This window comes from Streptomyces sp. A18 (assembly GCF_059026065.1).
In genome coordinates this window covers 16,075-41,096 of record NZ_JBWLKL010000026.1, presented here as the reverse complement: position 1 = coordinate 41,096, position 25,022 = coordinate 16,075, and the positions used below count along the sequence as shown (strand labels likewise).

Below are 25,022 nucleotides of genomic sequence, written 5' to 3'. Positions count from 1 at the left end.
TCGCGAGGAAGCCAAGGGAAGACATCTCGGCCCTGTAATCTCTGGTTCCGAACGGCTTCGGACCACGGCTCGGGACTTCTTTGGGGAGGCGATGGTGCTCGCAAGGGGCACGCGATTGCTCGCGGGTGCCGTGATCCTGGCCTGCATGCTGCTGCTCATAGGCCCCAGCGCGCCGAACGGTGCCGTCTTCGGCCGGTCACTGGCCGCCGACGCGGCCAGGGACGTCGTACCGAACCGGGTCATGACGTGGAACATCTGCAATCCCTGCGAGGAGAACAACGTCGGCCGTGCGTCGGAGATCGCCACGCTCGCACCCGAGGTCATCGGCATGCAAGAAGCGTGTGTGCGGGACGTCGAGAGGATCCGGGATTACCTGGAGGAGCTCTACGGTCTCGTCTACCACGTCGAGTACGGGTCGGTCCTGCAGGACTGGGGCCGCTGCGGTGGATGGCCGTGGAGCCCGGGAGGCTTCGGCCAGGCGATCCTCTCGGCGGCACCGATGACGGACCGCGTCAATGTGGAGTACCCCGACGGCGGCTCCGAGGACCGTGGGTACATGGCGGTCACCACCACGGTGGGCGGACAGCGCGTCCGGGTGTTCAACACCCACCTCGCCCAGCGGCAGCAGGAAGAGGTCCGGGCGGAGCAGGCCGGGGTGCTCGCCAAGGAAGTCGCCCGGCACGAGCGCGCCATCGTTCTCGGTGACTTCAACGCCGTGCCGGAGGCCCCCGAGCTCTCCCGGATGTGGGCACTGGCCACGGACACGGACCCCGAGTGCCGTCCCTCGCCCGCGGGCACCTGCGGGACGACCACCGACTGGCACCTCAAGTTCGACTACGTCTTCCTGCGGGGCATCGCCCCGGTCGAGCATCGGGTGCGACCCAGCCCGTACTCGGACCACCACGTGCTCCACACCGACCTGGATCTCGGGTAGCGGTTCCTGATCGCCTGTCAGCCATTCAATCGCTCTGCGGCGGCGGGACGCGTCACGTCGCCCGAAGCCACGACCCGGCCCTTTCGCGTCCCCGAGAGCGCCGCGAGCGTGACCGCCGCCAACGCGAGCGCGACGCCCGCGACGGTGGCCGCCGTGACGTCCGTGGCACCGTGCGGAAGCAGCAGGTCGAGGGCGAGAGAACCGACCAACTGGCCGGTGATCGTGCAGAGGCCGAGCAGCAGGACGCCGAGCTTCTGGACCGCGGCGACCGCGATGGTGATGAAGGAGATGCCGACCAGACCGCCGAGATAGAGGTACGGCTCGCTCGGCAGGCGGGAGGGCACCCCGGCCGCCACGGCGTGCACCAGGAAGATCACGCTCAACGCGGCGGTACCGGCGACGAAGTTGAAGAACGTCCCCGCGTACGCGGATCCGGCGGCGTTCTTCACATGCCCGTTGACCGCCTGCTGCCAGCTCACGCACACGCCCGCCACCAGCGGCAGCAACAGCATCACGTACGGGAACCCGCCGCCCAGTTTGTCCGCCATCGACAGGCCCACGGCCGCGAGCACGAGCACCGCCCCGACGACCCTGCGCCGCGTGGGCCGCTGCGGTCCGGCGGGCCCGAGCCCCATCCGGTCGAAGAGCAGCCCTCCGGTGACCTGGCCCGCGACGATCGCGACCGTGAACAGTGCGACCCCGAGCGCCCCCACGGTCAGCCCCTGCGCGAGCAGGAAGGCCGCTCCGCCGAAGCCGCCGAGGACCTGCCACCACTTGAGCCGCCTGTTGCGTACGTCCGCCAGGACGAGGCCGACCCCGCGGCGCGGCTTGCGCAGTGCGAGGAGCCCGAGGGCCAGCACCACGAATCCCGAGCCGAACGAGATCACCGCGGCCGCGAAGCCGTCACCGCCGAGCCCGGCGGCGAGCTCGCCGGTGATGCGCGCCTGCAGGGATATCAGGGTGCCGGAGAAGACGGCGAGGAGCAGCCAGGGGGCTGCGGCGGCGGGCATGTGCGTACGACCTCTGGGTGGCATCGGCGGTGCGGGTGGAAAGGTCCGGAAGCGCCTGGGGCAGGGCGGCCGGGACCGTACCTTTCTAACCGATCAGCCCGCCGTCGGGCAGGGCGGGCCGGATGACGAGACGCCCTGGCACTCTCCGGCGTTTCCGGCGGGGCTCAGTGCGCCGCGCCCGCCCAGCCGTCGCCGCACGGGCCGCCGCCCGCCGCCGCGGCGACGGTCACGTCCGATCCGTCCGGAGCCACCAGTGGCAGGTACCACTGGGCGACCTCCACGGAGGACTGCGGGACGTAGTGGAAGATCAGCGACCTGCGGAAGCGGTCCTCCGTCGTATTGGGGAGCGAGCCGTGCACCACGCTCCCGTGGAAGAACAGCGCGTCACCCGCGCCCATCACCGTCTGGACGGCTGACATGCCCGCCGGGGGGCGCACCAGACCGGTCGTGAACGACTCCTCGCCATCGGCGGTCTCCGGGCACACCACTTCCATGGTGTGTGAGCCGGGGACGACGGACAGCGCGCCGTTGGCGGCGTCGCAGTCGTCGATCGCGATCCAGGCGGCGACGCACGTCTCCGGGTGGGCACGGAGGAAGTAGTTGTCCTGGTGCAGTGCCTGGCCGCGGGCAGAGGGCGGCTTGAAGTAGAACATCGACTGCGCGCCCAAGGCCGGGCCGATGAGTTCGGTGACGACGTCCAGGATCCGGCGGTCGGTCATCAGCCGCCGGGCGATCGAACCGACCGTGAGGCCGGGGCGTCGGTGGGGCTGCATGAAGCGGGGGAACCGGGCCAGGACGTCGTCTTCGGCGATGTGGTCCCGCGCGGCGAGACTGTGGCGGTCCCGTGCGACCTGTTCCATGAACGCCGAGCGGATCGTGTCGACCTCGGAAGGGGCCAGCAGGCCGTCGACCTGGACCATTCCGTCGGCGGCGTAGCGCTCGGCCCGTTGCGACGTCGGTTCTGTGTGGGGTGTCATGCTCTCCATCGTGTTCACCGGCCCCTGGACCGGGAATCGGACTTCGAGGACTTCACATGGAAGATGCTGCCGCGGGGCGGGGCGCGCGTCCCCGTCCGCAGGTCGTCGCCACGTCCGACAACCGGGTCGTCGCGGGCCGGCTCGACGCGGGCCGCGACTACCGGACCGTGCGCCGCGGTGGCACGGGGGACTGGCTCCTGCTCTTCACCTGCCGGGGGCGCGGCCGGATCAGGCGCGAGGGAGCGGCCGACGTCCACGCGGACGGCAGGTCCGTCGTCGCGATCGCGCCCGGCACTCCGCACGACTACGGTACCGACGCGGCAGCGGGGGACTGGCACCTGCTCTGGGCCCATGTCCAGCCGCAGCCGGAGTGGCTCGCACTGCTCGACTGGCCGCAGGTCGCGCCCGGCGTGGGACGCGTGCTCCTGCCCGATCCGCTCGCCGATCGCGTCGAGGCCGCGCTGACCCGAGCCGTGTCGCTGAGCAACAGCGCGCTGCCGAACTCCGCGCTCTTCGGGGTGAACGCAGTGGAGGAGGCGTTGCTGTGGTGCGACACGCAGAATCCCCGCGGCGAGCGGATGGACCCGAGACTGTTCGCCGTGCTCGAGCACCTGAGCACGTGCCTGGCCGAACCGCACACCGTCCGATCCCTCGCGCGCGTCGCCGGACTGTCGGAGTCCCGGCTCTCCCGCCTGTTCACCGCCCAGTTCGGTACGAGTGTCATGGCTCATGTCGAGGAACGTCGCATGGCGGTGGCGTGCCGACTGCTGCGGCTCTCGTCCCTGCCCGTCGGGGAGGTCGCCCGGCAGGTCGGGTACAAGGATCCGCTGTACTTCTCCACCCGATTCCGGCGTGCCCTGGGCTGCGCGCCCTCGGCGTACCGCGACGCCGCCTGAGCCCGCGCCGCTTGTCGACCCGGGTCAGTCCTGCTTGGGCGAGCAGAGGATCGTCGTGTCCAACGGGCCAAGGGTGACCACCGATTCGGAGACCCCGGAGGTCCAGACGGTGTCACAGACGGTGCAGGTGAAGCGGTTGGAGAGGCCGTCCGTGTGGCGGCCGCAGCTCGGACACTGTTCTGTCGTGAAATACGCGTCTGCCATTCGCCGTGCCCCGTCGCTAAGCCTGCCAGTCGGTCAAGTCGTCACATGCTGCCGTGAGTTCGGCTTCCACCATGGTACGGAGATGTCCTGCTGTCGGTCGGCGGTGGGGGCGCACGGCTGATCGCGGTGTCAGTCGACGGTGGCGTAGAGGAAATGCGCTGCGCAGCAGCCGTTTAGCCGCCCGTCCAGGAGGAACCTGAAAGTGGGCAGTTCCGGCCGCAGACGTCTCCCCTCCACGGCCGGTTCCGCCTCAACCGAGGGCGTCGTTGCCGCGGGAAGACCCCGACGCCCCGGGAGTTCGGGGCCGGTGGCATCGTCGATCAAGCAGCGTCGTGACACGTGCCGCCGGTTACCCGGAAGCTTCCCAGAACCGCAGCGCTGACACCGGTCAAGTGCGATCGGCTTCCCGCCTCCGTCCGTCTCCGTCCGCCTCGCGGTTGGAGCCTCCGGCAGCGGCCTCGATTGGGCAACGAGCGGTGCGCATGTTGATTCGTTGGTGGACCTCACCGTCGGGCCGGGGGCCGGCTTCCTGCCGTTGGTGTCGCTCGGGCCAGCTTTCTCCGGGCTCGTCGGTTCGTGGCGGCGTACGGCCCTCGTCAGGGCGGCGGCCTTGCTGCTCTGCCTGGGACTGGGGCTGTACGACGGCTTGTTCACGCGGCGGTGGTACACGGCGATGGCCTCGGCCGCGGCGCCTGACTCACCGCACGACGCCGCAAGCCGCCGAACTCATGCGTGGGTTCGTGGGACGAAAACCGGAGAGGGGCAGACCGCACGCGGTCTGCCCCTCTCCGACGGCGTTACATCTTGGGCATGAGGACGGTGTCGATGATGTGGACGTCGGCGTTGGCGGTCTCGACGTTGCCGCAGACCACGCTGGCGGAGTCGTTGACCTTGTAGGACTCGCCCGAGCCGGACGTCGTCAGCTTGGACTTCTCCAGGGTCTCGTACGAGCCGTCAGCCAGGTCCTCGGGCGCGAGCTTCTGGCCCACCACGTGGTAGGTGAGGACCTTGGTGAGCATGGCCTTGTCGTTCAGGACCTTGTCCAGGTCCGCCTTGGGGATCTTCGCGAAGGCGTCGTTGGTGGGCGCGAACACGGTGATGTCCTTGGCGTTGTTGAGGGTGTCCACCAGGCCGGCCTTCTTGACCGCGGTCACCAGGGTGGAGAGCTCCGGGTTGTTGGAGGCAGCGGTGGCGACCGGGTCCTCGGCCATCCCGTCGAAGCTGCCCTTGCCGTCCTTGGGCACCGAGGAACAGGCCGGACCGAACGGCTCGTTCGTGCCGGCCGCGTCGTCGGCAGGGGTCTCGCCGGCCTTCTCCGACGAAGCGGACGACTTGGAGTCGGAAGCGGCCTTGTCCTTGCTGTCGTCGGAGCAGGCGGTCAGCGCGAGCGGAAGCAGCGCCGCCGCGGCAACGGCGAGGGTGGCGCGACGAAGACGAAGGGACTGTGCGTTCATGGCTTCTCCTGGGAAAGGTGCAGCATCGGGGCTGCCGTGGGAATCACTCGGTCGGTACGTGAGGGAGCGGGAAGGCGGGCGAGTCAGTCGACGGTGACCACCACCGAATGCCGGCCGCTGGCCCCGTCGGGGACCGTGCGGGTGCGCTTCTCGGTCTGGACCTCGCCCGTGCGGTCGGTGGCGCGGACGGTGAGCGTGTGGCCGCCCGAGGTCGCCTTCCAGGGGAAGGACCACTGGCGCCACGTGTCGCGGGTGTGCTCGGTGGCCAGGTCGGCCTGTTTCCAGGGCCCGTCGTCGACGCGGACCTCGACCTTGTCGATGCCGCGGTGCTGGGCCCAGGCGACTCCGGCGACCATGACGGTGCCTGCCTTGGGCCGCGCGAAGGGCTTGGGGGTGTCGATCCTGGTCTGGGTCTTGATGGGTGCCTCGCGGGCCCAGTCGCGTTTGACCCAGTAGGAGTCGTAGTCGTCGAACGTGGTGAGTTCGATGTCCTGGATCCACTTGCAGGCGGACACGTAGCCGTAGAGGCCCGGGACCAGCATGCGTACGGGGAAGCCGTGCACGAAGGAGAGGGGTTCGCCGTTCATGCCGAGGGCGAGCATCGCGTCACGGCCGTCCATGACGTCCTCGACGGGGGTGCCGATGGTCATCCCGTCGACCGAGCGTGACACCAACTGGTCCGCGGGGCCGCCCCGTGACGGCGGCTCCACGCCGCACTCCTTCAGCAGGTCGGAGAGACGTACGCCGATCCAGCGTGCGTTGCCGACGTAGGGGCCGCCGACTTCGTTCGACACACAGGTCAGGGTGATGTCCCGCTCGATGAGATCGCGGCGCAGCAGGTCGTCGAAGGTGACGGTCTTCTCGCGGGCGACGCCCTTGCCGTGGATCCGCAGACTCCATGAGTTCGCGTCGACCTTGGGGACCACCAGCGCGGTGTCGACGCGGTAGAAGTCCTGGCTGGACGTCACGAAGGGGCTGATGCCCTTGATCCGCAGTGCGGCGCTCTTGGGGACGGGCGATGCCGCCGAGGCAGGGGCGGGCAGCATGATCTGCTTGCGGGAGGCGACGGCGTTCTGCCCCTGGGCGCCGTTGAGCGATCGGCCCAGGAACCCGGCCCCTGTGGAGGCGGCAGCCGCTGCCGTAGCGGCGACGATGAACCCCCGGCGGTCCCAGCCCGCCTCCACCTCGGGATCGGGAGCGGGATCAGGATCTGGATCAGGCTCTCCGCTTACTGGAGCCGTCGTATCGCCTTCGGCCACCGGCCCTGCGGCGGTACCCGGGCTCTTGCGTGACCGCAGACGCCCGACCAGGTAGGAGAGGAGCCCCGCTCCCACCACGGCACCGGCCACCGATGGCAGCGCGTCCGTGAAGCTCGTGGAGTCGGGTCGGCTCGTCGCGGCCAGGGCCCCGACCACCCCGAACAGGAGGACTCCGGCCGACCCGACGCGCCGGTATCGGGTCGCCAGTGCTCCCAGGACGAGCGCGAGAAGGGTGAGGACGGCAAGGATGCCGAGCTGCAGGACGAGTTTGTCGTTCGTCCCGAATTCGCGGATCGCCCAGTCCTTCACCGCGGTCGGGGTGCGGTCGATCGAGGCCCCGCCCACCGCGATCACGGGGCTGGACTCGGGGCGTACCGCGGCGGACACGAGCTCGGCCGTCGCCAGCGCGGAGTAGCCCGCCAGCAGACCGCTCAAGGCGCCCGGTCCGCCGAGCCGCCACACGCCCGGGTGCCTCGTTGACTTCGCTTTTTCGCTCACGACGGTTATCCGGAGCGCCGACGGGGGCGGATTGGTCCCCCACTCATTTGAGGGAGAAATTCCTTTCGACCAATCCGAGAGGTCCAGGGTTCCGAATATTTGCTCCCGCCTTCGCGAAGGGCGCAGGAGGAAGAGGGGGCAAGCGGACCAATCCGCTCCTCGCCCCAGCGGCGCACGCGGACGACAGCAAAACCTTCGGGTCGGGGTGTGCGTCCGTTCCCAAGGAGGGGGCCGGCAGCCTGGGCGGCATGGCCGAGGACCCGGTCGCGACGGCCGCGTCCAACAACCCGGAGCTGTCGACGCTCGTGACCGCGGTCAAGAAGGCGGGCCTGGTCGACACGCTCAACAACGCGAAGGACGTCACCGTCTTCGCCCCGTCCAACGACGCCTTCAAGAAGATCCCGAAGGCTGACCTGGACAAGGTGCTCGCCGACAAGGCCCAGCTCACCAAGATCCTCACGTACCACGTGGTCGGCGAGAAGGTCGCGCCGAGCCAGCTGGAGACGGGTGACTTCAAGACCCTTGAGGGCAGCAAGCTCACCACGGACGGATCCGGCGAGTCGTACAAGGTCAATGACACGGCGAACATCGTCTGCGGCAACATCCAGACGTCCAACGCGACGGTGCACATCATCGACAGCGTCCTCAAGCCACCCAAGTAGGCGGCAGCAGAACAGAGTTGATCCGAGGTTGATCCGGGCCGTGCGTCGAGAATGACGCCACGGCCCGGATCAATTCCGGAAGGGAACTGCCCCGACGCGGACGCGGACGACGGCTGACGAGCCCCGGGGAAAGGGCCCAACTGCGGTAGAACGGCGGGCTCTTGGTCTATACCAGCAACCCGTGTCCCAGTATCCTCATCCGTGGCCAGTAGCACACCATCCCCCCACCCAGGTTGCGTGCTGGCGCGGGCGACACCACCCCTTCACCCTGCCCCTAGCAGCCGGGTCCCCCCATTCGCCGCCTCCAGGAGGATCACGGTGAAAGTTCGCACCAGAAGCTCGGCGATCATCGCCACCGTCTGCCTCGTCGCTTCCCTCGCCTTGACCGCGGCGTCCGCCGACGAGCCCGCCGACCCACCTCAGGTCCCGAAGGTCGCGCTCACGAAGGTGACCACGGCCACGAACCCGACCGCGGGCGCCGCCGGACCCGGTGGCACGGTCTGGTTGGCCGAACGCGCAGGAACCGTACGGGTCTTGGGCTCCGGCGGGCTCGGCAAGCCCGTCCTCGACATATCCAAGGAGACCACCACCGACGGCGAACGCGGGCTGCTCGGCATCGCGTTCGACAAGAAGTTCGCGCACTTCTACATCTCGTACACGAACCTCGAAGGCACGAGCACCGTGGACGAGTTCGCCGTGCGGCAAGGCAAGATCCGGCCCGAAACGCGCCGCACCGTCATCACCCAGACCCAGCCCTACGCGAACCACAACGGCGGCGACATCAAGTTCGGCCCCGACGGCTACCTCTACATCGCGCTCGGTGACGGCGGCTCGGGCGGCGACCCGCACGGCAACGGTCAGAACCTGGACACGCTCCTCGGCAAGGTGCTGCGGATCGACCCGCGCGGCGGCAAGCCGTACGCGATCCCGTCGGACAACCCCTTCGTGGGCGACCCGAAGGCCAAGGACGAGATCTGGGCCTACGGACTGCGCAACCCGTGGCGGTTCTCCTTCGACGCGCACACGGGCGACCTGCTGATCGGTGACGTCGGCCAGAGCGCCTGGGAAGAGATCGACTGGGCCCCGGCCGACAGCAAGGGCGGCGAGAACTACGGCTGGTCCCAGATGGAGGGCAACCATCCCTTCCGGGACGGCACGGAGCCCGCGAACCACGTGCCACCGGTCCACGAGTACGACCGCACCGGCCTCGGCTGCTCGGTGACCGGCGGATACGTCTACCGGGGCGAGGCGATTCCGGAGCTCAAGGGCCAGTACGTCTTCAGCGACTACTGCGACGGCACCATCCGTGCCCTGCAGATGGAGAACGGCAAGGTGACCGGAGCGAGCGACCTCGGAGTCAACGGCGGCGAGGTCATCTCGTTCGTGCAGGGCGGCAAGGGCGAGCTGTACGTACTCGACATCGGGGGCAGCGTCTACCGCATCGACGCGGCGTAACGACTACCCGCCCGCCATCGCCCCGTGGCGACCACCCGGCCGTCGGCGTCGCCGCCGCCTGGGCCGAGATCGATGACCCAGTCGGCGGTGGCGATGGTGTCGAGGTCGTGTTCGACCAGGACCACGTGTTGCCGACCGGACGCGCCGAGTGTGAGGGCGGCGGCCTGACGCCCGATGCGCGCCATGCGAATGAAAGGGGGTTGGTCGTTCGGGCTTTTCTGATGCTTCAGGTCTTCACGAGGCGGCGGACGTTGTCGATGCTTCCGCAGCCCGTCTCCAGCTGTTTGGCGCGTTCCTCTGCGAAGGCCGTGCCCAGTTCCTCACGACGCTCCATGGCCACGTTCTCGCGTGCGCCGTTGAGGATCGTCCGCTCCTCCTCATCGGTGTGGTGGGTCACCGCCTCGACGAGTTTCTCCAGCTTCTCGTCCCAGTCGTCGGAGCCGACGTCGTCCACCTCCAGGAGGGCAAGCAGCGCCTCATTGCCCTCCTCGTGTTCCTCGACGCCGTGCTCGACCTCGTCGTTGTCGATGTCCCGATAGCGCCTGAGCGCGGGGTAGACCTCGGCCTCCTCCGCGGCCGCGTGGGCGATGAGCAGGTCGGCGAAGTCCTTGAGGGCGGCGGCCCGTTCGGCCTCCACGCTGCGCATCTGGCGGAACAGGTCCTCCATCCGCCGATGATCGTCGAGGATCAGCTCGACGACGTCGGTTGCCGCTGCCTTGTCCACCATGGGGGGCTCCTTCTCCGTGGGGGTTCAGAGGACCATCATCGGGAGCCGAGGGGAGAGCCGCCTGTCGGGGCGGTGGCCGGTTCGCCGGCCAGGGCGATCTGGGCGGTGATGCGCTTGCCGGCCGGTTCGATGTGGACGTCGAAGTTCTGGGCGACGGCCATGACGATCTCCAGGCCGTGCCCGCCGATCCGGTGCGGGTCTTCGGAGCGGGCGACGGGACGGGCCCGGGCGCTGTCGTGGACGGTCACCGCCACCGTGCCGTCCACGATGTGCAGCTCCATCAGCATGGGCCCGGGAGCGTACTTGCGGGCGTTGGTGACCAGCTCGCTGACCACCAGCTGGGTGAGGTCCATCGCGCGGGCGGAGACGCCCACGTTCTGGTCCCTGTGGGCGCGCGTGAGGAAGTCGACTGCGAGGTGCCGTGCCTCGGCGATGGAGGAGTCCCCGCCGTTCAGAGGGACGGCGACGCCCAGTGTGCGAACTCTCGACGGCCCCTCGCCGTCACAGTCGGCTGACTCCATTTCCTCTCCACCTTCGTCCCCGTTGTCTGCGCTCACCTACCCTGCTGGACGCGTCGCATACTGCTCCGGCTCGGATCGATGTTCCGTCCGGCCCGCGCCGCACCAGTGAGTGCAGTCCAGAACATGGTGACAGACCCCTACCCGGTACAGCCCTCCCTTCTGCTCCGCGGGGCGGTGGGATCGGTGCCGCTCCTGGGGAGCGACTTCACCGTGGTCCTGTTCGACTGTCCTGAGGGGCCGGCTCACCGGGGGCTGAGGCGGCCCGGACACCCTCGCCCTAGCCGGCGGCGGACCGCAGAGCCGCCAGGGCCCGGTCGGCGTGGGCGCTCATCCGGAACTCGCTGCGCACCACCTCGAGTACGCGCCGGTCGGATCCGATCACGAAGGTGGCCCGCTTGGTCGGGAGCGGTCCGAAGCCGCGTGCCACGCCGAACTGCCCGCGCACCACGCCCTCCGGGTCGGACAACAGCGGGAACCCGAGCGTGTGCAGACCCGCGAACTCCCGCTGGCGCTCGACGGGGTCCGAACTGATCCCGACCGGCTTGGCACCCACCGTCTCGAACTCGGCTGCCAGGTCCCGAAAGTGGCACGCCTCGGAGGTGCAGCCGGGTGTCATCGCGGCCGGGTAGAAGAACACCACCACGGGGCCTTCGGACAGGAGCGACGAGAGCGACGTCGGCGTGCCCGTCTCGTCGGGCAGCGTGAAGTCCTCGACGAGGGAGCCGACTTGGATTCGGGTCATCGTTGTGCTCCTTGGCAGGGGCGGAGGCGTGCGGACGGAACATGAGGCAGGTGGCACGCGATACTACTCGGCGGTAGGGAGAGGCCTGTGCCCGTCCCCCTCGCCGTTCACCCCTCCCCCTCCCCCTCCCCTCCTCCTCGTCCGGCTGACGTGGCTCGAGCCCCTGGAGCGGCCCTGGCGCCCCAGGGGCAGTTCAGCCGCGCGCACCGCGCACACTCGATACACCGTCACCACGTCACTACGTCATGCCGCCCGAGCGTGCCGGGCGCCGGCGTCTCCGCGGACGGCCTCCGAGCGCACACGGGCACAGCTGGTGGTGATCAGGCGTGAGACGTGCATCTGCGAGATGCCGAGCTCCTCCGCGATCCTGCTCTGCGTCATGTCCTCGAAGAACCGCAGATACAGGATGGTCCGCTCGCGCTCCGGCAGCCGCCGCAGACCGGCCTTGGCGGCCTCCCGGTCGGTGATCGAGTCGTAGGCGGGGTCGGGCGCCCCGAGGGTGTCGGCCAGGCTGAATCCGTCGGGGTCGGCGGAGGATATCTCGGCGTCCAGGGACAGGGCGCTGTAGCTGGTCATGGCCTCCATCCCGTCGCGGACCTCGGCCTCGGTCAGACCGGCCTGCTCGGCGATGGCCGCGATGCCGGGCTCGGCGGCGCTCCCGGGCCGCTCCAGGAGTTCGCGGCGCGCGACCCTGACCTTGTTGCGGAGATCCTGGACGCGCCGGGGCACGCGTACGTCCCACATGCGGTCGCGGAAGTGCCGCCGCAGTTCGCCTGTGATGGTGGGCACGGCATAGCTCTCGAAGGCTCCGCGCTCGGGCTGGTATCCGTTGACCGCCTTGATCAGCCCCATCGCGGCGACCTGCCGCAGGTCTTCGAGGGTTTCGCCCTTGTTGCGGAACCGGCCGGCCAGCCGATGGGCCATGGGGAGCCATGCGGTCACGATCTCCTCGCAGAGCAGGTCGTGTTCGGGCCCGGCGTCGAGCGTGGCGAGATGGGCGGCGGCCGACCTGGTGTCGGGTGCGTCGTCGTGGCGGTGCCGGGGAGTCGTACGGGGAGTCGTACGGCGGCGGGAGGAGGGGGCGGTGAGATCGGTGAGCATCTGGAATCGCTCCTCAGCGGTGGGCCAACAAGTGACCGCGAGAAACGGGATGGCCGGAGCCGGGCATCCGGCGGGAGTGGACACACCGCTCCCCGCGAATGCGCCTCCGGTCCGAAGCACGAAGTTCGCCTGCCCTTCGAGTCCGAGAGGAAACAACCCGCAGGTACGCGCGTCCGTACGGCGTCATCGGAGACGGCCCTCGGCGGCTGGGCGCCGCGCCCATGAGCCCATGCATCACCCGGCACTTGCCGGGTACCTGAACGCACGCACGGACAGGCCGCCCGGCTCGCTGCCACGGCGTTCCTGGGCGAGCCTGGAGAGTGAGAACGGATCCCCGGGATCGAACCCACTGATGAGGAAGGGCCATCGCATGCCTGCCGGATCGAGCAAGAAGCGTGAACGCCAGTACGAGCACATCAAGGACAGTGCCGAGGACCGCGGGGCCTCGACCAAGCGGGCGAAGGAGATCGCCGCCCGGACGGTCAACAAGGAACGGGCACGCTCGGGGGAGTCGAAGTCGGCGAGCAAGACGTCGACGCAGGACAAGAAGTCGGCGTACGAGCGGGGCGGGGAGCGGTCGCACGGCGGCGCGCAGGGCCCGACCAAGGATCAGCTGTACGCCGAGGCCAAGAAGAAGAACATCGAAGGCCGCTCGTCCATGAACAAGAAGGAACTCAAGCAGGCCCTCGGCCGCTGAGGGTGCCGCCGGTCGCGGCTCAGGGCGCCGCCGACGCCTCGGCGTGCGCCGATGCCGCCTCGCGCAGGGCTCGCAGCCCGGCGGCCACGACAGGATGTGCCGCGCTGCCGCGCCGCACGGCAGTCAGGAAGCGGCGCGCGGGCACCGGGGTGCCCAGCAGTGGGACCCGGGCGACCGCGTGCTGCGGCAGCGGCACGATCCTCGGCATGAGACAGACGCCGAATCCCTCGGCGACGAGCGCGGAGACCGCGTACCACTCCTTGACCTGGTGGGTGATGCGGGGAGTGAAGCCGGCCGCCGTGCACGCGGCCGTCACCAGCGGATAGGTGTCGTTGTTCGGCTTCTTCACGATCCATGACTCCCCAGCGGCTTCCGCGAGTTCGACTCCCGCGGGCCGGGTGAGGACGTGCCCCGCGGGGACCAGCAGGTCCTGCCGGTCCGTCAGGAGCGGCGTCTGCTCGAAGCGGGCGTCCGTGACGGGCGGCGCGTCGGGGCCGGGCAGCACCAGAGCCACGTCCGTCTCCTCGGCGAGCAGCATCCGGTAGCACTCGGCGCTCTCCTCCTCGACGATCAGCGACTCCACCAGCGGGTGCGTCTCTCGCAGCCGGGCGGCGGCCGGAGCTCCGAGCGCGGCGAGCGCCGACGACACCCCGCACATCCGTAGCGTGCCCCGGGTGTCCGCGCCCTGCTGGGCCAGCTCCGCGCGGGCCGCCTCCCACTGCACCCGCAGTGCGTCGGCGTGCCTCAGCACGATGTGGGCGGCCGGTGTCAGGCGCACGCGCCGCCCCTCGGGCCGCAGCAGCTCCACCCCCAGATCGCGGGCCAGCAGTCGCAATTGCTGGGAGACGGCCGAGGGCGTCAGATGCAGCACCCCGGCGGTCGCGGTGACCGTGCCGTGCTCGGCGAGCGCCTGCAGAACGTGCAGCCGATGGTCAATCATGTAGGCAAGCCTAAACGGTTGCTTGCACATTCATTTGCTGGACCTGCACGTTCATGGTGCGGAGCCTGGACGCATGACGCAGCTTCCCGCTCCCACGCTGATCATGACGAAGCTTCCCGCCCCCACGCTGATGCTGGGCAGCGTGCTGAGCCTGCAGTTCGGGCAGGCCCTGGGCAAACAGCTCGCCGACGCGGTCGGTGCTCCGGGAGCCGTGACCCTGCGTCTGGGCCTGGCCGCACTGGTGCTGCTGGTCCTCTACCGTCCCTCGCTGCCGCGCACGAGTAGGGACGTGGCGCTGGTCCTCGGCTTCGGGACGGCCATCGCCGGGATGAACCTGATCTATCCCGCTCTGCTCCTGCTGCCCCTGGGGCTCGCCAGCGCCCTCCAGCTCCTCGGCCCGATCACCCTGGCCGTGCTGATGTCCCGTCGATGGCGCGACCTGGCCTGGGCCGTCCTGGCCGGCTGTGGGGTATGCCTTTTCCACGTCCCCCACGGATCCGAATCCCCGCTCCCCGGTGTGCTGCTCGCCCTGGCGGCAGGGGCAGCCATGGCCGCGTATCTGCTGCTGAGCAAGAAGGCGGGGGCCCGGAGCGCGGGAGGCGGCCCGCTGGCGCTCGCGGTGACTTGGGCGGCGGTCCTGACGCTCCCGCTGGGCGTGGCGGACGCGGGGTCCGAGCTGCTCGCCCCGCGCGTTCTTCTGCTCGGCACCGCGCTGGCCGTGCTGTCGGCGGTCGTCCCGTACTCCCTGGAACTGGCGGCCCTGCGGCGGCTTCCGGTGCGTACGGTGAGCGTCCTGACCAGCCTGGAACCGGCGAGCGCGGGCTTGGCCGGGGTACTGATCCTGGGTGAGGATCTAAGCGTCGTGCAGTGGCTCGCCCTGGCGTGCGTGGGCGCGGCGAGCGCCGGGGTGTCGGCCTCGGGGCGCGCCCCGAGGCCGACAGCTCCGACGGTCACTGGCCCGTCAGTGGACGTGCGTGTCGGGGCGGACGGCGGTCATGCACGCGCGGCCGGTTCGGCACGGAGGGCCGCGGTCTGCTGCTCCTCCGCGGGCGGCCGAGCGGTGTCAGGCGAGCATTCCGGTGCGGAGCTTGGTGAGGGTGCCGGTGAGGAGGCGTGAGATGTGCATCTGGGAGAAGCCGAGTTCGGCGCCGATCTGCGACTGCGTCATCTCCTGGCCGAAGCGCATCTCGATGATGCGGCGTTCGCGCTCGTCGAGTTGGTCGAGGAGCGGTGCCAGGGTGTGCAGGTCCTCCACCGTCTCCATGGCCGGGTCCGGGCCGCCCATCACATCGGCCAGGGTGCGCGTGGGCGTGGCCGCGCTGTCACCGCCGTCGGTGGGCGCTTCCAGGGAGCCTGCGGTGTAGCCGTTGGAGGCGACGATGCCGTCGGTCACCTCTTCCTCGGTGATGTCCAGGTATTCGGCGATTTCCTTGACCGTCGGGTCGTGGTCGAGCCGGGCGGAGAGCTCTTCCTTGGCCTTGGCCAGGTCCACGCGCAACTCCTGGAGCCGGCGCGGCACATGCACCGCCCAGGTGGTGTCCCGGAAGAACCGCTTGATCTCGCCCAGGATGTAGGGGACGGCGAAGGTGGCGAACTCGACCTCGCGGCTGAGGTCGAACCGGTCGATGGCCTTGATCAGACCGATCGTGCCGACCTGGATGATCTCTTCCATCTCGCCGCTGCCCCGGTTGCGGAACCGGCGGGCCGCGAACTGCACGAGCGTCAGGTTCATCTCGATAAGGGTGTTACGGGCGTACTGGTACTCGTGCGTGCCCTCTTCCAAGGTCTGCAACTTGTCGAAGAACAGCTTCGACAACTCCCTGGCGTCCTTCGGGGCCACCTTGTCCGTGTCCTCGATCCACGGCAGCGCACCCTCCACGACAGAAGCCTCGACCAAGGCTGACGTCTCGTCCTCACCTGTGGCCTCGACGGCCTGTCCAGAGATCATCGTCATGTCCAACCTCCCCTGGTGGTACGACTTCCTTGTACGGCCACTGCCCCGCCTCGGGTGAGGCATGTGCGTTGACCCAATTTTTCTTGCTGTGGGGAAATAGTTGTCTCCGTGCATCGTACGATGTGGGAGGTTGCCAGGCTTCAGCCAGGCATTCGCCCCCATACCCGACAGCCCCAGCCATCGGAGCGACTCCGCTCACTTCGGCGTGACTCAACGAGAAACAGGATCACGTGGACAGATTCGCTGCCGTCGAGCGGGCGCTGCGCAGTGCGGCCCCTCATGTGTTGCTCGATGTCGTGACCGGGGCGCTGCGCGAGCAGTACGGAGCCGAGGGGGTGGAACTGCGGCTCGCCGACTACGGCCTGACCACCCTCCAGGTGGTGGAGGACGTGCCGTACACCACCGAGCCGGTGTCCATCCTGGGCACTCCGCAGGGCAGGGCCTTCGGTGCCCAGGAGGCTCGCGTCGAGTCCGGGGTCGTGGAGGGCGTGGCCACCGTGCATCTGCCGGTGACCGTCCGGGGCGACCGGATGGGCGTGCTCACCCTCACCCTTCCCGAAGCGCGCTTCGACCCGGCCGAGCTGCCGGAGATGCAGCGCGTCTGTGAGGCGCTGGGCCACGAGATTCAGGTCGCCGAGCGCGACACGGATCTGTACCTTCTCGCGCGCCGGGCCGCCCGCCTCACGCTCGCCGCCGAGATGCAGTGGCAGCTGTTGCCGGGGCGCTCGGTGACACGTCCCGAGTTCGCGCTGGGCGCCCACCTCGAGCCCGCGTACGCGATCTTCGGCGACAACTTCGACTGGTCGGTCTCCGCGCACCACCTCACGCTCACCGTGACCAACGGCATGGGCGAGGGCATGGAGGCGGCGCTGCTCACCAACCTCGTGGTGAACGCCCTGCGCAACGCCCGCCGCGCGGGACTCGACCTGCCCGGCCAGGCGAGCCTCGCCGACCAAGCCGTCTACGCGCAGTACCGGGGAGCGCTGCACGCCTCCGTCCTGCTGCTGCGCTTCGACCTCGCCACCGGCGAGGTGGAGGCCGTCGACGCCGGATCGCCCCGCATGTGGAGGCTCCGGGGGCGGACGGTCGAGTCCGTCGACTTCGACGCGCAGCTTCCCCTCGGGATGTTCGAGGAGACGGCCTACGTGGCGGAGCGCCTGCGCCTGGAGCCGGGCGACCGCATCCTGGTGGGCAGCGACGGGGTCTACAACGGCGTCTCGGCGGTGGGGGAGCTGTACGGGGAGCGGGCCCTCGCGCGGTCCTTGTCCGCGCACCGCCTGCTGCCGGCGTCACAGGTGCCGCAGGCGGTGCTGCGTGATCTCAGCGCCTACCGAGGTTCCTTGCCCCTGGACGACGACGCCCTCGTGGTCTGCCTCGACTGGTTCGGACGGTAGTCGCGCGGGGACGCCGCGCCGGGCTGCCATCTCGGCGGCCCGGTCCAACCGGCCGAGCGTCAGGTACTAACCGGCGAAGCGCCAGTGCCTAACCGGCCGAGCGCCAGGTTCTGGCTCCGCCGTCGTCCTTCCCCGATGCGGCGGCCACGTCACGGAAGCCCCTGAGTCCTTCGAGCAGCGCACGCCGCGCCTTGGGCGGCATGGCGTCGATGGTGGACATCAGGATGCCCTCTCTGCTCTTGCGCAGGTCGGCGAGGTACGTCCGGCCGTGGCTGGTCAGCCGAAGCTCCAGTTCCCGTCGGCTGACCGGGCTCGGCGTACGTTCGATCAAACCCGTGGCCTGCAGCCGGTCGCACAGCCGACTCACGGACGGTGGAGCCGACCCGAGGGCCTCCGAGAGCGTCCGCAGATTGATGCCGTCCTGGTGGTCCAGCGCGTACAGCACGCGCAGCTGGGACGGAGACACGGGGCCGGTCGGAACGGCCTCACGCCCCTGCTCCCACATGACCTCGAGCAGTTCGATGAACTCGGAACCCGCATGGGCCGCATCCCGGGATCCGCGATCGGGTTCGGGACTCAGACCCATATCGATGACACTCCGATCGGCGTTGTCTCACTTGTACATCTTGCCACCGGGGCACGGTCCACACCCCGTGACCGGGTCGGATGACGAGGACACTCAGGTCGCGGGGCTTCTCTCGGTGCGAGGAAGCATAGTGGAAACGGGCCCGAGGCCTGGGGCCGGTCGGTGCGCCCAGGGCGTCGTGAGAGTTTCGCTCAGCATACGAAGGGGACGAACTTGGCTGTTTGGACCGCGTACTTCTGAAATGCCGATCAGTAACGCTCGGCGAGATATTCGTCGAGCATGGGGATGTTCAGGAACACGGACATGCCTGCCATGATCGCCGGAATGGCGAATCGTGTCCGAACTGCGGGCCCGCTCAGCATATGGAGGCCCGACCGGCCGACCCGCACTCCATCTTCCGCCGGACACAACCGTCTGGCTCGCGACGAAGGACGAACCGATCGGCCGGTGCTGATCACTGGGCCGGGGACAGCCCCGCGCGTTCCAGGCAGTCGGCGATCACCGCTGTCTCCGCCCGGTCCAGAGCCCGCATCGGAGGGCTCATCACCTGCGTGCTGATGATGCCGCGCAGCATCAGACCCGTCTTGAACGCGCCGAGTCCGGCGGCCGTCGCGGAGGCCGTGCCGGGCTGTGCCGCGCGGACGATGTCGAAGAGTCCGACCAGGCGGTCCTGTTCGGACTTCGCGGTCGCCCAGTCGCCGCGTACCGCCGCCGCGTGCAGGCGCACATAGCCGTGCGGGTCGACATTGGCCAGGCCGGGCACCGAGCCGTCGGCGCCGGCGAGCATCATCGCGTCGACGACGAGCTCGTGGCCGGTGAGCACGGAGAAGTCAGTCAACTCCCTTGCTCCCAGGGCCAGTCGGCGGAACGAGCCGTCGTCGCCACTGGAGTCCTTCACCCCGGCGAGGACGCCGTCGGCAGCCAGCGGAAGGAGCAGCTCCGGGTCCAGCTTGCTGTGCACGCAGACCGGCACGTCGTACGCCAGGAGCGGCAGGTCGACCGCGGCGGCGATGTCACGGAAGTGCCGGTCGATCTCGGTGGCGTGGGTGCGGGTGTAGAAGGGGGCGGTGGCCACGACCGCGTCGGCGCCGAGGCCCGCCGCCGCACGGGCCCGTTCGATCGCCCGGTTGGTGGTGGTCTCGATCGCTCCGACGAGGACGGGCACCTGGCCCGCCGACGCGGCCGTGATCACCTTGATGACCTCGTCCTGCTGTCCGGGCGTCAGATACGCGGTCTCGCCGGAGCTGCCGAGGGCGAACAGGCCGCTGACGCCGCCGTCGAGGAGGTGGTCGACGACCCGCTCCAGGGACGGCCGGTCGATCTCCCCGTCCGTGCTGAGCGGGGTGACAACGGGCGGGATCACACCGGAGTAGCGGGGGGCGCGGGCGGTCATGCGGTGCTCCTTGCGGACGGTACGGGTGCCGGTTCGGCGGCGGGGGAGACGGGGGTCTGGGGGTGGACGCAGTGCCAGCGGTGTCCGTCCGTGCCGGTATCCGGTGCGGGGAAGACGCTCGCGCAGGCGTCGTCGGCCTTCCAGCACCGGGTGCGGAACGGGCAACCGGACGGCGGGTTGGTGGCCGAGGGGACCGGGCCGGTCAGCACGATGCGTTCGGTGGCCTCCAGGAGGCTGGGGGTCGCCGAGAGCAGCGCCTCCGTGTAGGGGTGGGCGGGGGAGCCCGCCACCTGGGCCGCCCGGCCCTCCTCGACGATGCGGCCGAGGTAGAGCACGGCGATGCGGTCGGCGAGATAGCGCACGGTCTGGATGTCGTGCGAGATGAACACCATGGCGAGGCCCAGGCGTTCGCGCAGGTCGACGAGGAGGTTGAGGACCTGGGCGCGTACGGACACGTCGAGCGCGGAGGTCGGCTCGTCGGCGACGATCAGCTCCGGTTCGAGGGCCAGGGCGCGCGCGATGGCCACGCGCTGGCGCTGGCCGCCGGAGAGCTGACCGGGCAGGGCGGCGAGGGTGTGGCCGGGCAGGCCGACCAGGTCGATGAGTTCCCTGACGCGTGCCTCGCGCTCATCGCGGGTGCCGCGCCGGTGCACGTCCAGCGGGTCGCGCAGGATCTGGCGGACCGTGAGCCGTGGATTGAGCGCGGTGGCCGGGTCCTGGAAGACGACGCCGACCGCTGAGCCGAAGTCGTCGCGACGCTGGGAGGCCGACATCTCCCACAGGTCACGGCCGTGGAAGCGGACCTCGCCCTCGGTGGGCTTCTGGAGCCCGGTCAGGACGCGGGCGAGCGTGGACTTGCCGCAGCCCGACTCGCCGACCAGGCCGACGATCTCGCCGCGCTCGATCTCCAGCGTGGCGTCGGTGAGCGCGTGCACGGCGTCGCGCCGGAAGACGCCCCCGCTGCGTGCCTTGTGGCGTACGTGGACGCCGTCGAGCCTGATCACAGGGCGCTCCCTTCCAACTGTGCGGCCTTCGCCGGGTGGTGACAGGCGAAGCCGTGGTCGTGCGTGGTGCCGCGCGCGGTGAGTGCGGGCGCGGTGGTGCGGCACAGCGTGTCGGCCGCGGCGCAGCGCGAGGCGAACCGGCAGCCCCGGCCGAAACCCTGGGGCGCGGGGACGATGCCGCGGATCTGGTGCAGCCGGTCGGCGCCGGCCTCCAGGGAGACCACCGAGCCGAGGAGTCCGCGGCTGTAGTGGTGGGTGGGGTCGGTCAGGACGGAGCGGGTGTCGCCGATCTCCGCGAGGCGGCCCGCGTACATCACGGCGACGCGGTGCGAGAGGTCGCCGACGAGGGCGAGGTCGTGCGAGACGAGGACCATCGCGAAGCCGAGTTCGTCGCGCAGCCGGACGAGGAGTTCGACGACCTGGGCCTGGACCGTGACGTCGAGGGCTGTGGTCGGCTCGTCGGCGATCAGCAGGCGGGGGTCGCGGGACAGGGCCATGGCGATGAGGACGCGCTGGCGCTGGCCGCCGGAGAGCTCGTGCGGGTAGCTGCGCAGGGTGCGTTCGGGCGAGAGCCCGACGAGTTCCAGGAGCTCGGCCGGAGTCTTCGTGCCGCCGCGTGAGGTCAGTTGCTTCAGCTGGGTGCCGACGAGGACGGACGGGTTCAGGGAGGAGAGCGCGTCCTGGTAGACCATCGCGATCTCGGGGCCCATCAGGGCGCGGCGCTCCTTGGGCGAGAGCGTGAGGAGGTCCCTGCCGCGATAGCGGATCTCGCCGCTGACCTCGGCGTTGCGGGCGAGCAGGCCCATGACGGCGAGGCTGGTGATGGACTTGCCGCAGCCGGACTCGCCGACGAGACCGAGGGTCTCGCCCTCGTGGACGGTGAAGTTCAGGGTGTCGACGACGGGGATCTGGCCGTAGCGGTCGGGGAAGCGGATCGCGAGGTCGCGTACGACGAGGAGGTCGTCGGCGTCGTCGCGTACGGGGGTGATGGTCGGCTCGGTGGCGTTGACGCGGTGCGCGAGCTTGGCCAGGGCGGCGTCGATGTCCACGGGCGATGGGGCCTCGACGGCCGCGGGTGCCTCGGCCGGGGTGGGGTCGACGGCGGCCCGCGCGTTCTTCGGTGCGGCGGAGGCGTCGGTGAGGCCTTCGGAGAGGATGTTGAGCGCCAGTACGGTGATCAGCAGGGCGAGGCCGGGGAAGAAGGTGGCCCACCAGCCGCCCGCGAGGAGGATCTGGCGTCCGTAGGCCAGGACGCTGCCCCAGCTGGGGTCGGGGTCCTGCACGCCGGCTCCGATGAAGGACAGGCTGGCCTCGAAGATGATCGCCTCGGCGACCATGACGGTGGCGAACACCATGACCGGAGCCATGCAGTTGACGGCGACATGGCGCAGCACGATGTAGCCGCGGCGGGCTCCGATGACCTTCTCGGCCGCCACGTAGTCCTCGCCGTACTGGGACAGCACGTTGGCGCGCACCACGCGGGCCAGTGACGGGGTGTAGACGAAGGCGATGGTGAAGACGATCACCGGGACGCTGGTGCCGAAGACCGCGACGAGTACGGCGGCAAGCGCGATCGGCGGGAAGGACATGACGACGTCGAGAGTGCGCATGACGGTCTCGTCGCCGAGCTTGCGCGAGGTGGCGGCGAGCGACCCGAGGAGCGCGCCCGCGACCAGGGAGAGTGCGGTCGCGCCGAGGCCGATGACCAGGGAGTAGCGCGAGCCGTGCACGACCCGGGCGAAGACGTCGCGGCCGGCCCGGTCGGTGCCGAACCAGTGGTCGCCGCCGGGCGGTTGGACCGGGGTGCCGGTCGCCAGCGGATCCTGGGTGAGCAGCGGGGCGAACAGGGCCGCGAGGACGACGACGATCAGTACGCCGAGGGCGATGCGGGAGGCGGGGGGCAGGGCGCGGAACGCGATGCCCGGCCGGGAGAGCTTCTTGGCCAGAGTGCCGGTGGCGAACATGTCACACCGTCCTGATGCGCGGGTTGACGAGCAGATAGAGCAGGTCGACGATGACGTTGACCACCAGGAACGCGATGGCGATGGTCAGTACGGTGCCCTGGACCAGGGCGACATCGCCGCCGGTGACACCTTCGAGGATGAGCTTGCCCATGCCGGGCAGGTCGAAGATCGCTTCGATGACGACGGCGCCGCTGAGCAGGTAGCCGACCTTGACGCCGAGCACGGTGAGTGGGGTGACGAGGGCGTTGCGAAGGACCGAGCGGACCACCAGGAGCACCGGAAGGCCGTTGCCGCGCGCGGTGCGGACGTAGTCCCGGTCGAGCTCGGCGACCATCGAGGTGCGCACGAGGCGGGCGAGCGAGGCCGCGACGGGCACCGCGAGCGAGAACGCGGGCAGTGCCATGGTGGTGAGCCATCCGCTGAACGAGTCGGCGGGGTTGGTGTATCCGCCGGTCGGGAAGATGCGGACGTTCAGGGCGAACTGCTGGATGAGCAGCACCCCGAGCCAGAACGAGGGGATGGCGACGCCCGCCATGGAGAACACCCGGAAGAGCTGGTCGGGCCAGCGGTCGCGGTACATCGCGCCGAGTACGCCGGAGACGACGGCGAGGACGATCGCGATGATCAGGCCGAGGAAGGTCAGCTGCAGGGTGAGCGGGAAGGCGGCGGTGATCCGGTCGGCCACGGGCTGGCTGGGTGGGACCGTCACTCCCAGGTCCAGCTGGAGCAGCTGACCGAGGAAGTCGAAGTACCGTACCGGCAGTGGGTCGTTGAGGCCGTTGGCCTCGGCGAAGGCCTCGCGGGCCTCGGGACTCGCGCTCTCCCCGAGCGCGTTGAAGGCCGGGTCGGCCGGCGAGAACTGCAGCACCACGAAGACCAGCAGCGCGATGCCGAGGATCATCACCGGCATCATCGCGACGCGACGCAGCGCGAGCCGGAGAAAAGCAACCATCGTCGGGTTCCTTGCGGTCGTACGGACGAGGGCCGGGACTCCTGCCATGGGGCCCCGGGCCCGGTGATCACGGCAGGTCGGTCAGGCGCGGCCGACGTCCAGGAAGGACAGACCTGTGGTGGGCAGCGGCTCGAAGCCCGGCAGGGCCTTCTCGGTCCAGGCCGTGGGCAGCTTGCGGTGCAGGATCGGGTAGAGCGCGGCCTCGTCGGCGACGAGGTCGGTGACCTCGCCCCACAGCTCCTTGCGCTGTGTCTCGTCGGCAGCCCGAGCGGCCTTGTCCAGCGTCTTTCTGACCTGCTTGTACGCGTCGGACTTGCTCCAGCCGTAGCGCTTCTCGGGCCAGAACCCGTAGTAGAACCAGCGCAGCAGGAGGTCGGCGTCGTTGCCGAAGACGGACGGGTCGCCGGGGGCGACGAGCACGTCGAAGTCGCCCTTGTCGACCTTCGCGTACTGGGCCGGGGACTGGGCGATGCTGAGGGTGACCTTGACGCCTGCCGCCTCCCAGCTCTCCTTGAGCAGCGGGGCGATGTCCTTGACCCAGCCGGTGTCGGTGGTGAGCACCGTGAAGGAGAGGTTCTTGACGCCTGCCTCGGCGAGCAGCTTCTTCGCCTTGGCCGCGTCGTGCGTGTAGACGGTGGCGGCCTTGTGGTAGTCCGGGTGGGTGGAATGGACATACCCGGTGGCCGGAGCCGCGTTGCCGACCATCGCGGTAGAGATGATCTTCTTGGTGTCCAGGGCGTAGTGCAGCGCCTGGCGCACGCGCTTGTCGGCGAACCGCTCGTCGGCGGTGTTGAACATCAGGAAGAGCAGGCCGAAGGACTGCACGGACTCGGTCTTCGTGGATCCCGCCAGACGCTTGACGTCGATGTAGGGGACGTCCTCGATGGCCTGGACGCGGCCGGATTCCATGGCGCTGACCCGCGCCGATGGGTCCGACATGAGACGCCAGATCATCTTCTTGGCCTTGGCGGGGTGGTCGCCGTTGTACTTGTCGTACGCCTCGAAGACGATCTTGTCCTCGCGGACCGCCTCGACGAACTTGTACGGTCCGGAGCCGACCGGCTTGGCGTCGAACGCCTTGGGGTCCGGCTCGACGATCTTCTTCGGAACGATGCGGGCCACGGCGATGCGGGAGGGGAAGAGCGCGAAGGGGTGCTTGAGCTTGAACTCGACCGTGCCATCGTCCACCGCCTCGACCGTGTCGATGAAGGGCACGAACTGCGCCATCAGCGAGGCGTTCTTGGGATCCAGGATGCGTTCGAAGCTGAAGACCACGTCCTGCGCGGTGACCGCGGAGCCGTCGTGGAAGGTCGCCCCCTTGCGGAGCGTGGCCCGGTAGGTGGTGGCGTTGATCTTCTTCGGCATCTCGGTGGCGAGCGCGGGCCGGGCCGCCAGCGTGACCGGATCGAGGTCCACCAGGCCCTCGAAGATGTGCATGTTGGCCGCGTACGGCGTCGCGCCCGAGGTGATCATGGGGTCGAACCCGGTCGACAGGGGGTACGAGAGACCGGCCTCGATCAGGCCGCTGTCGCCGCCCTTGTCCGTCGCTCCGTCGGAGTTCGACGACGGACCGCCGCAGGCGGAAAGGCTGGCCGTGATGGCCGCGGCCGTACCGATGGCGGTGGTGTAACGCAGGAACGTGCGGCGCTCGACACCGGCTGATCTCAGCTCGGGCACGGGTCCTCCAGAGATGTGGAA

General features: G+C 69.7%; 25 protein-coding genes and 1 pseudogene. 8 read left to right on the top strand and 18 right to left on the bottom strand.

The genetic code is table 11. The features are described from left to right. Positions 1-91 precede the first annotated feature (91 nt). On the top strand, positions 92-934 hold the full coding sequence (locus tag AC5P1C_RS30500; protein ID WP_493869168.1) for an endonuclease/exonuclease/phosphatase family protein: 843 nt from the start codon (positions 92-94) through the stop codon (positions 932-934). 17 nt (positions 935-951) lie between these two features. Here AC5P1C_RS30500 and AC5P1C_RS30495 read toward each other — a convergent pair whose 3' ends face one another. Next, complete coding sequence (locus AC5P1C_RS30495) at positions 952-1,944, bottom strand: DMT family transporter (protein ID WP_493869167.1); 993 nt, start codon at positions 1,942-1,944, stop codon at positions 952-954. A 164-nt stretch (positions 1,945-2,108) separates the two neighbouring features. After that, positions 2,109-2,921 (bottom strand): phytanoyl-CoA dioxygenase family protein, encoded by an 813-nt coding sequence (locus AC5P1C_RS30490; protein WP_493869166.1) that lies wholly within the window; start codon positions 2,919-2,921, stop codon positions 2,109-2,111. A gap of 56 nt (positions 2,922-2,977) precedes the next feature. On the opposite strand from AC5P1C_RS30490, the gene AC5P1C_RS30485 reads away from it, so the two are divergent. Then, complete coding sequence (locus AC5P1C_RS30485) at positions 2,978-3,817, top strand: helix-turn-helix domain-containing protein (protein ID WP_493869165.1); 840 nt, start codon at positions 2,978-2,980, stop codon at positions 3,815-3,817. A gap of 24 nt (positions 3,818-3,841) precedes the next feature. Here the strand turns inward: AC5P1C_RS30485 and AC5P1C_RS30480 are convergent, their stop codons facing one another. Further along, positions 3,842-4,021: a transposase family protein gene (locus AC5P1C_RS30480; RefSeq protein WP_493869164.1), complete on the bottom strand. Its 180-nt coding sequence runs from the start codon at positions 4,019-4,021 to the stop codon at positions 3,842-3,844. A gap of 493 nt (positions 4,022-4,514) precedes the next feature. On the opposite strand from AC5P1C_RS30480, the pseudogene AC5P1C_RS30475 reads away from it, so the two are divergent. After that, a pseudogene (locus AC5P1C_RS30475) lies at positions 4,515-4,709 on the top strand (hypothetical protein); the annotation flags it as partial. A 109-nt stretch (positions 4,710-4,818) separates the two neighbouring features. On the opposite strand, the gene AC5P1C_RS30470 reads toward AC5P1C_RS30475, so the two are convergent. Both AC5P1C_RS30470 and AC5P1C_RS30465 read right to left on the bottom strand, forming a co-directional pair. Then, entirely contained in the window at positions 4,819-5,475 is a 657-nt protein-coding gene (locus AC5P1C_RS30470) for a fasciclin domain-containing protein (RefSeq protein WP_493869163.1), read from the bottom strand. Positions 5,476-5,558: 83 nt separating this feature from the next. Further along, positions 5,559-7,232 carry a molybdopterin-dependent oxidoreductase gene (locus AC5P1C_RS30465; RefSeq protein WP_493869162.1) on the bottom strand — a complete coding sequence of 558 codons (1,674 nt, stop codon included), beginning with the start codon at positions 7,230-7,232 and terminating at the stop codon, positions 5,559-5,561. Positions 7,233-7,327: 95 nt separating this feature from the next. Here AC5P1C_RS30465 and AC5P1C_RS30460 point away from each other — a divergent pair, with 95 nt between their 5' ends. Next, on the top strand, positions 7,328-7,894 hold the full coding sequence (locus AC5P1C_RS30460; protein WP_493869231.1) for a fasciclin domain-containing protein: 567 nt from the start codon (positions 7,328-7,330) through the stop codon (positions 7,892-7,894). A 318-nt stretch (positions 7,895-8,212) separates the two neighbouring features. After that, positions 8,213-9,349 (top strand): PQQ-dependent sugar dehydrogenase, encoded by a 1,137-nt coding sequence (locus AC5P1C_RS30455; RefSeq protein ID WP_493869161.1) that lies wholly within the window; start codon positions 8,213-8,215, stop codon positions 9,347-9,349. Here AC5P1C_RS30455 and AC5P1C_RS30450 read toward each other — a convergent pair. From AC5P1C_RS30450 to AC5P1C_RS30430, 5 genes are all read right to left on the bottom strand, one after another. After that, positions 9,328-9,534 carry a hypothetical protein gene (locus AC5P1C_RS30450; protein WP_493869239.1) on the bottom strand — a complete coding sequence of 69 codons (207 nt, stop codon included), beginning with the start codon at positions 9,532-9,534 and terminating at the stop codon, positions 9,328-9,330. The genes AC5P1C_RS30455 and AC5P1C_RS30450 overlap by 22 nt on opposite strands. A 41-nt stretch (positions 9,535-9,575) precedes the next feature. Beyond that, entirely contained in the window at positions 9,576-10,076 is a 501-nt protein-coding gene (locus tag AC5P1C_RS30445; RefSeq protein ID WP_493869160.1) for a hemerythrin domain-containing protein, read from the bottom strand. Positions 10,077-10,111: 35 nt separating this feature from the next. Further along, positions 10,112-10,597, bottom strand: coding sequence for an ATP-binding protein (locus AC5P1C_RS30440; RefSeq protein WP_493869159.1), 486 nt, complete (start codon positions 10,595-10,597; stop codon positions 10,112-10,114). A gap of 277 nt (positions 10,598-10,874) precedes the next feature. After that, on the bottom strand, positions 10,875-11,339 hold the full coding sequence (locus AC5P1C_RS30435) for a peroxiredoxin (protein ID WP_493869158.1): 465 nt from the start codon (positions 11,337-11,339) through the stop codon (positions 10,875-10,877). Positions 11,340-11,582: 243 nt separating this feature from the next. After that, positions 11,583-12,440, bottom strand: a complete 858-nt coding sequence (locus AC5P1C_RS30430) for a SigB/SigF/SigG family RNA polymerase sigma factor (RefSeq protein WP_493869157.1) — start codon at positions 12,438-12,440, stop codon at positions 11,583-11,585. A gap of 370 nt (positions 12,441-12,810) precedes the next feature. Here AC5P1C_RS30430 and AC5P1C_RS30425 point away from each other — a divergent pair, with 370 nt between their 5' ends. Continuing rightward, positions 12,811-13,137, top strand: coding sequence for a plasmid stabilization protein (locus tag AC5P1C_RS30425; protein ID WP_493869156.1), 327 nt, complete (start codon positions 12,811-12,813; stop codon positions 13,135-13,137). A gap of 19 nt (positions 13,138-13,156) precedes the next feature. Here the strand turns inward: AC5P1C_RS30425 and AC5P1C_RS30420 are convergent, their stop codons facing one another. After that, entirely contained in the window at positions 13,157-14,077 is a 921-nt protein-coding gene (locus tag AC5P1C_RS30420; RefSeq protein ID WP_493869155.1) for a LysR family transcriptional regulator, read from the bottom strand. A 73-nt stretch (positions 14,078-14,150) separates the two neighbouring features. Between AC5P1C_RS30420 and AC5P1C_RS30415 the strand changes: the two genes are divergently transcribed. Then, entirely contained in the window at positions 14,151-15,194 is a 1,044-nt protein-coding gene (locus AC5P1C_RS30415) for an EamA family transporter (protein WP_493869154.1), read from the top strand. Here the strand turns inward: AC5P1C_RS30415 and AC5P1C_RS30410 are convergent. Continuing rightward, positions 15,141-16,031, bottom strand: a complete 891-nt coding sequence (locus tag AC5P1C_RS30410; protein ID WP_493869153.1) for an RNA polymerase sigma factor SigF — start codon at positions 16,029-16,031, stop codon at positions 15,141-15,143. The two genes, AC5P1C_RS30415 and AC5P1C_RS30410, sit on opposite strands and share 54 nt — an antisense overlap. Before the next feature lie 230 nt (positions 16,032-16,261). Here AC5P1C_RS30410 and AC5P1C_RS30405 point away from each other — a divergent pair, with 230 nt between their 5' ends. Continuing rightward, positions 16,262-17,425 carry a PP2C family protein-serine/threonine phosphatase gene (locus AC5P1C_RS30405; RefSeq protein ID WP_493869152.1) on the top strand — a complete coding sequence of 388 codons (1,164 nt, stop codon included), beginning with the start codon at positions 16,262-16,264 and terminating at the stop codon, positions 17,423-17,425. An 88-nt stretch (positions 17,426-17,513) separates the two neighbouring features. On the opposite strand, the gene AC5P1C_RS30400 is transcribed toward AC5P1C_RS30405, so the two are convergent. The 6 genes from AC5P1C_RS30400 to AC5P1C_RS30375 form a co-directional block, all read right to left on the bottom strand. Then, complete coding sequence (locus AC5P1C_RS30400) at positions 17,514-18,011, bottom strand: MarR family winged helix-turn-helix transcriptional regulator (protein ID WP_493869151.1); 498 nt, start codon at positions 18,009-18,011, stop codon at positions 17,514-17,516. Positions 18,012-18,465: 454 nt separating this feature from the next. Next, positions 18,466-19,404: a dihydrodipicolinate synthase family protein gene (locus AC5P1C_RS30395; protein WP_493869150.1), complete on the bottom strand. Its 939-nt coding sequence runs from the start codon at positions 19,402-19,404 to the stop codon at positions 18,466-18,468. Next, the gene (locus tag AC5P1C_RS30390) at positions 19,401-20,408 is read right to left on the bottom strand and encodes an ABC transporter ATP-binding protein (protein WP_493869149.1); all 1,008 of its coding nucleotides are present in this window, start codon (positions 20,406-20,408) and stop codon (positions 19,401-19,403) included. Before AC5P1C_RS30390 ends, AC5P1C_RS30395 begins: the two co-directional genes overlap by 4 nt. After that, on the bottom strand, positions 20,405-22,372 hold the full coding sequence (locus tag AC5P1C_RS30385) for a dipeptide/oligopeptide/nickel ABC transporter permease/ATP-binding protein (protein WP_493869148.1): 1,968 nt from the start codon (positions 22,370-22,372) through the stop codon (positions 20,405-20,407). The genes AC5P1C_RS30390 and AC5P1C_RS30385 overlap by 4 nt, the downstream gene beginning before the upstream one ends. 1 nt (position 22,373) lies before the next feature. Further along, a complete protein-coding gene (locus AC5P1C_RS30380) occupies positions 22,374-23,324 on the bottom strand; it encodes an ABC transporter permease (RefSeq protein WP_493869147.1) in 951 nt (316 codons plus the stop codon). A gap of 81 nt (positions 23,325-23,405) precedes the next feature. Next, positions 23,406-25,001, bottom strand: coding sequence for an ABC transporter substrate-binding protein (locus AC5P1C_RS30375; RefSeq protein ID WP_493869146.1), 1,596 nt, complete (start codon positions 24,999-25,001; stop codon positions 23,406-23,408). Between the last annotated feature and the right edge of the window lie 21 nt (positions 25,002-25,022).

What these genes read in the sequence shown, in the direction of transcription:
- AC5P1C_RS30500 (WP_493869168.1), top strand. Translation starts at nt 92, where the DNA reads ATGGTGCTCGCAAGGGGCACGCGATTGCTCGCGGGTGCCGTGATCCTG.
- AC5P1C_RS30495 (WP_493869167.1), bottom strand. Translation starts at nt 1,944, where the DNA reads ATGCCCGCCGCCGCAGCCCCCTGGCTGCTCCTCGCCGTCTTCTCCGGC.
- AC5P1C_RS30490 (WP_493869166.1), bottom strand. Translation starts at nt 2,921, where the DNA reads ATGACACCCCACACAGAACCGACGTCGCAACGGGCCGAGCGCTACGCC.
- AC5P1C_RS30485 (WP_493869165.1), top strand. Translation starts at nt 2,978, where the DNA reads ATGGAAGATGCTGCCGCGGGGCGGGGCGCGCGTCCCCGTCCGCAGGTC.
- AC5P1C_RS30480 (WP_493869164.1), bottom strand. Translation starts at nt 4,021, where the DNA reads ATGGCAGACGCGTATTTCACGACAGAACAGTGTCCGAGCTGCGGCCGC.
- AC5P1C_RS30470 (WP_493869163.1), bottom strand. Translation starts at nt 5,475, where the DNA reads ATGAACGCACAGTCCCTTCGTCTTCGTCGCGCCACCCTCGCCGTTGCC.
- AC5P1C_RS30450 (WP_493869239.1), bottom strand. Translation starts at nt 9,534, where the DNA reads ATGGCGCGCATCGGGCGTCAGGCCGCCGCCCTCACACTCGGCGCGTCC.
- AC5P1C_RS30445 (WP_493869160.1), bottom strand. Translation starts at nt 10,076, where the DNA reads ATGGTGGACAAGGCAGCGGCAACCGACGTCGTCGAGCTGATCCTCGAC.
- AC5P1C_RS30440 (WP_493869159.1), bottom strand. Translation starts at nt 10,597, where the DNA reads ATGGAGTCAGCCGACTGTGACGGCGAGGGGCCGTCGAGAGTTCGCACA.
- AC5P1C_RS30435 (WP_493869158.1), bottom strand. Translation starts at nt 11,339, where the DNA reads ATGACCCGAATCCAAGTCGGCTCCCTCGTCGAGGACTTCACGCTGCCC.
- AC5P1C_RS30430 (WP_493869157.1), bottom strand. Translation starts at nt 12,440, where the DNA reads ATGCTCACCGATCTCACCGCCCCCTCCTCCCGCCGCCGTACGACTCCC.
- AC5P1C_RS30425 (WP_493869156.1), top strand. Translation starts at nt 12,811, where the DNA reads ATGCCTGCCGGATCGAGCAAGAAGCGTGAACGCCAGTACGAGCACATC.
- AC5P1C_RS30420 (WP_493869155.1), bottom strand. Translation starts at nt 14,077, where the DNA reads ATGATTGACCATCGGCTGCACGTTCTGCAGGCGCTCGCCGAGCACGGC.
- AC5P1C_RS30415 (WP_493869154.1), top strand. Translation starts at nt 14,151, where the DNA reads ATGACGCAGCTTCCCGCTCCCACGCTGATCATGACGAAGCTTCCCGCC.
- AC5P1C_RS30410 (WP_493869153.1), bottom strand. Translation starts at nt 16,031, where the DNA reads ATGACGATGATCTCTGGACAGGCCGTCGAGGCCACAGGTGAGGACGAG.
- AC5P1C_RS30400 (WP_493869151.1), bottom strand. Translation starts at nt 18,011, where the DNA reads ATGGGTCTGAGTCCCGAACCCGATCGCGGATCCCGGGATGCGGCCCAT.
- AC5P1C_RS30395 (WP_493869150.1), bottom strand. Translation starts at nt 19,404, where the DNA reads ATGACCGCCCGCGCCCCCCGCTACTCCGGTGTGATCCCGCCCGTTGTC.
- AC5P1C_RS30385 (WP_493869148.1), bottom strand. Translation starts at nt 22,372, where the DNA reads ATGTTCGCCACCGGCACTCTGGCCAAGAAGCTCTCCCGGCCGGGCATC.
- AC5P1C_RS30380 (WP_493869147.1), bottom strand. Translation starts at nt 23,324, where the DNA reads ATGGTTGCTTTTCTCCGGCTCGCGCTGCGTCGCGTCGCGATGATGCCG.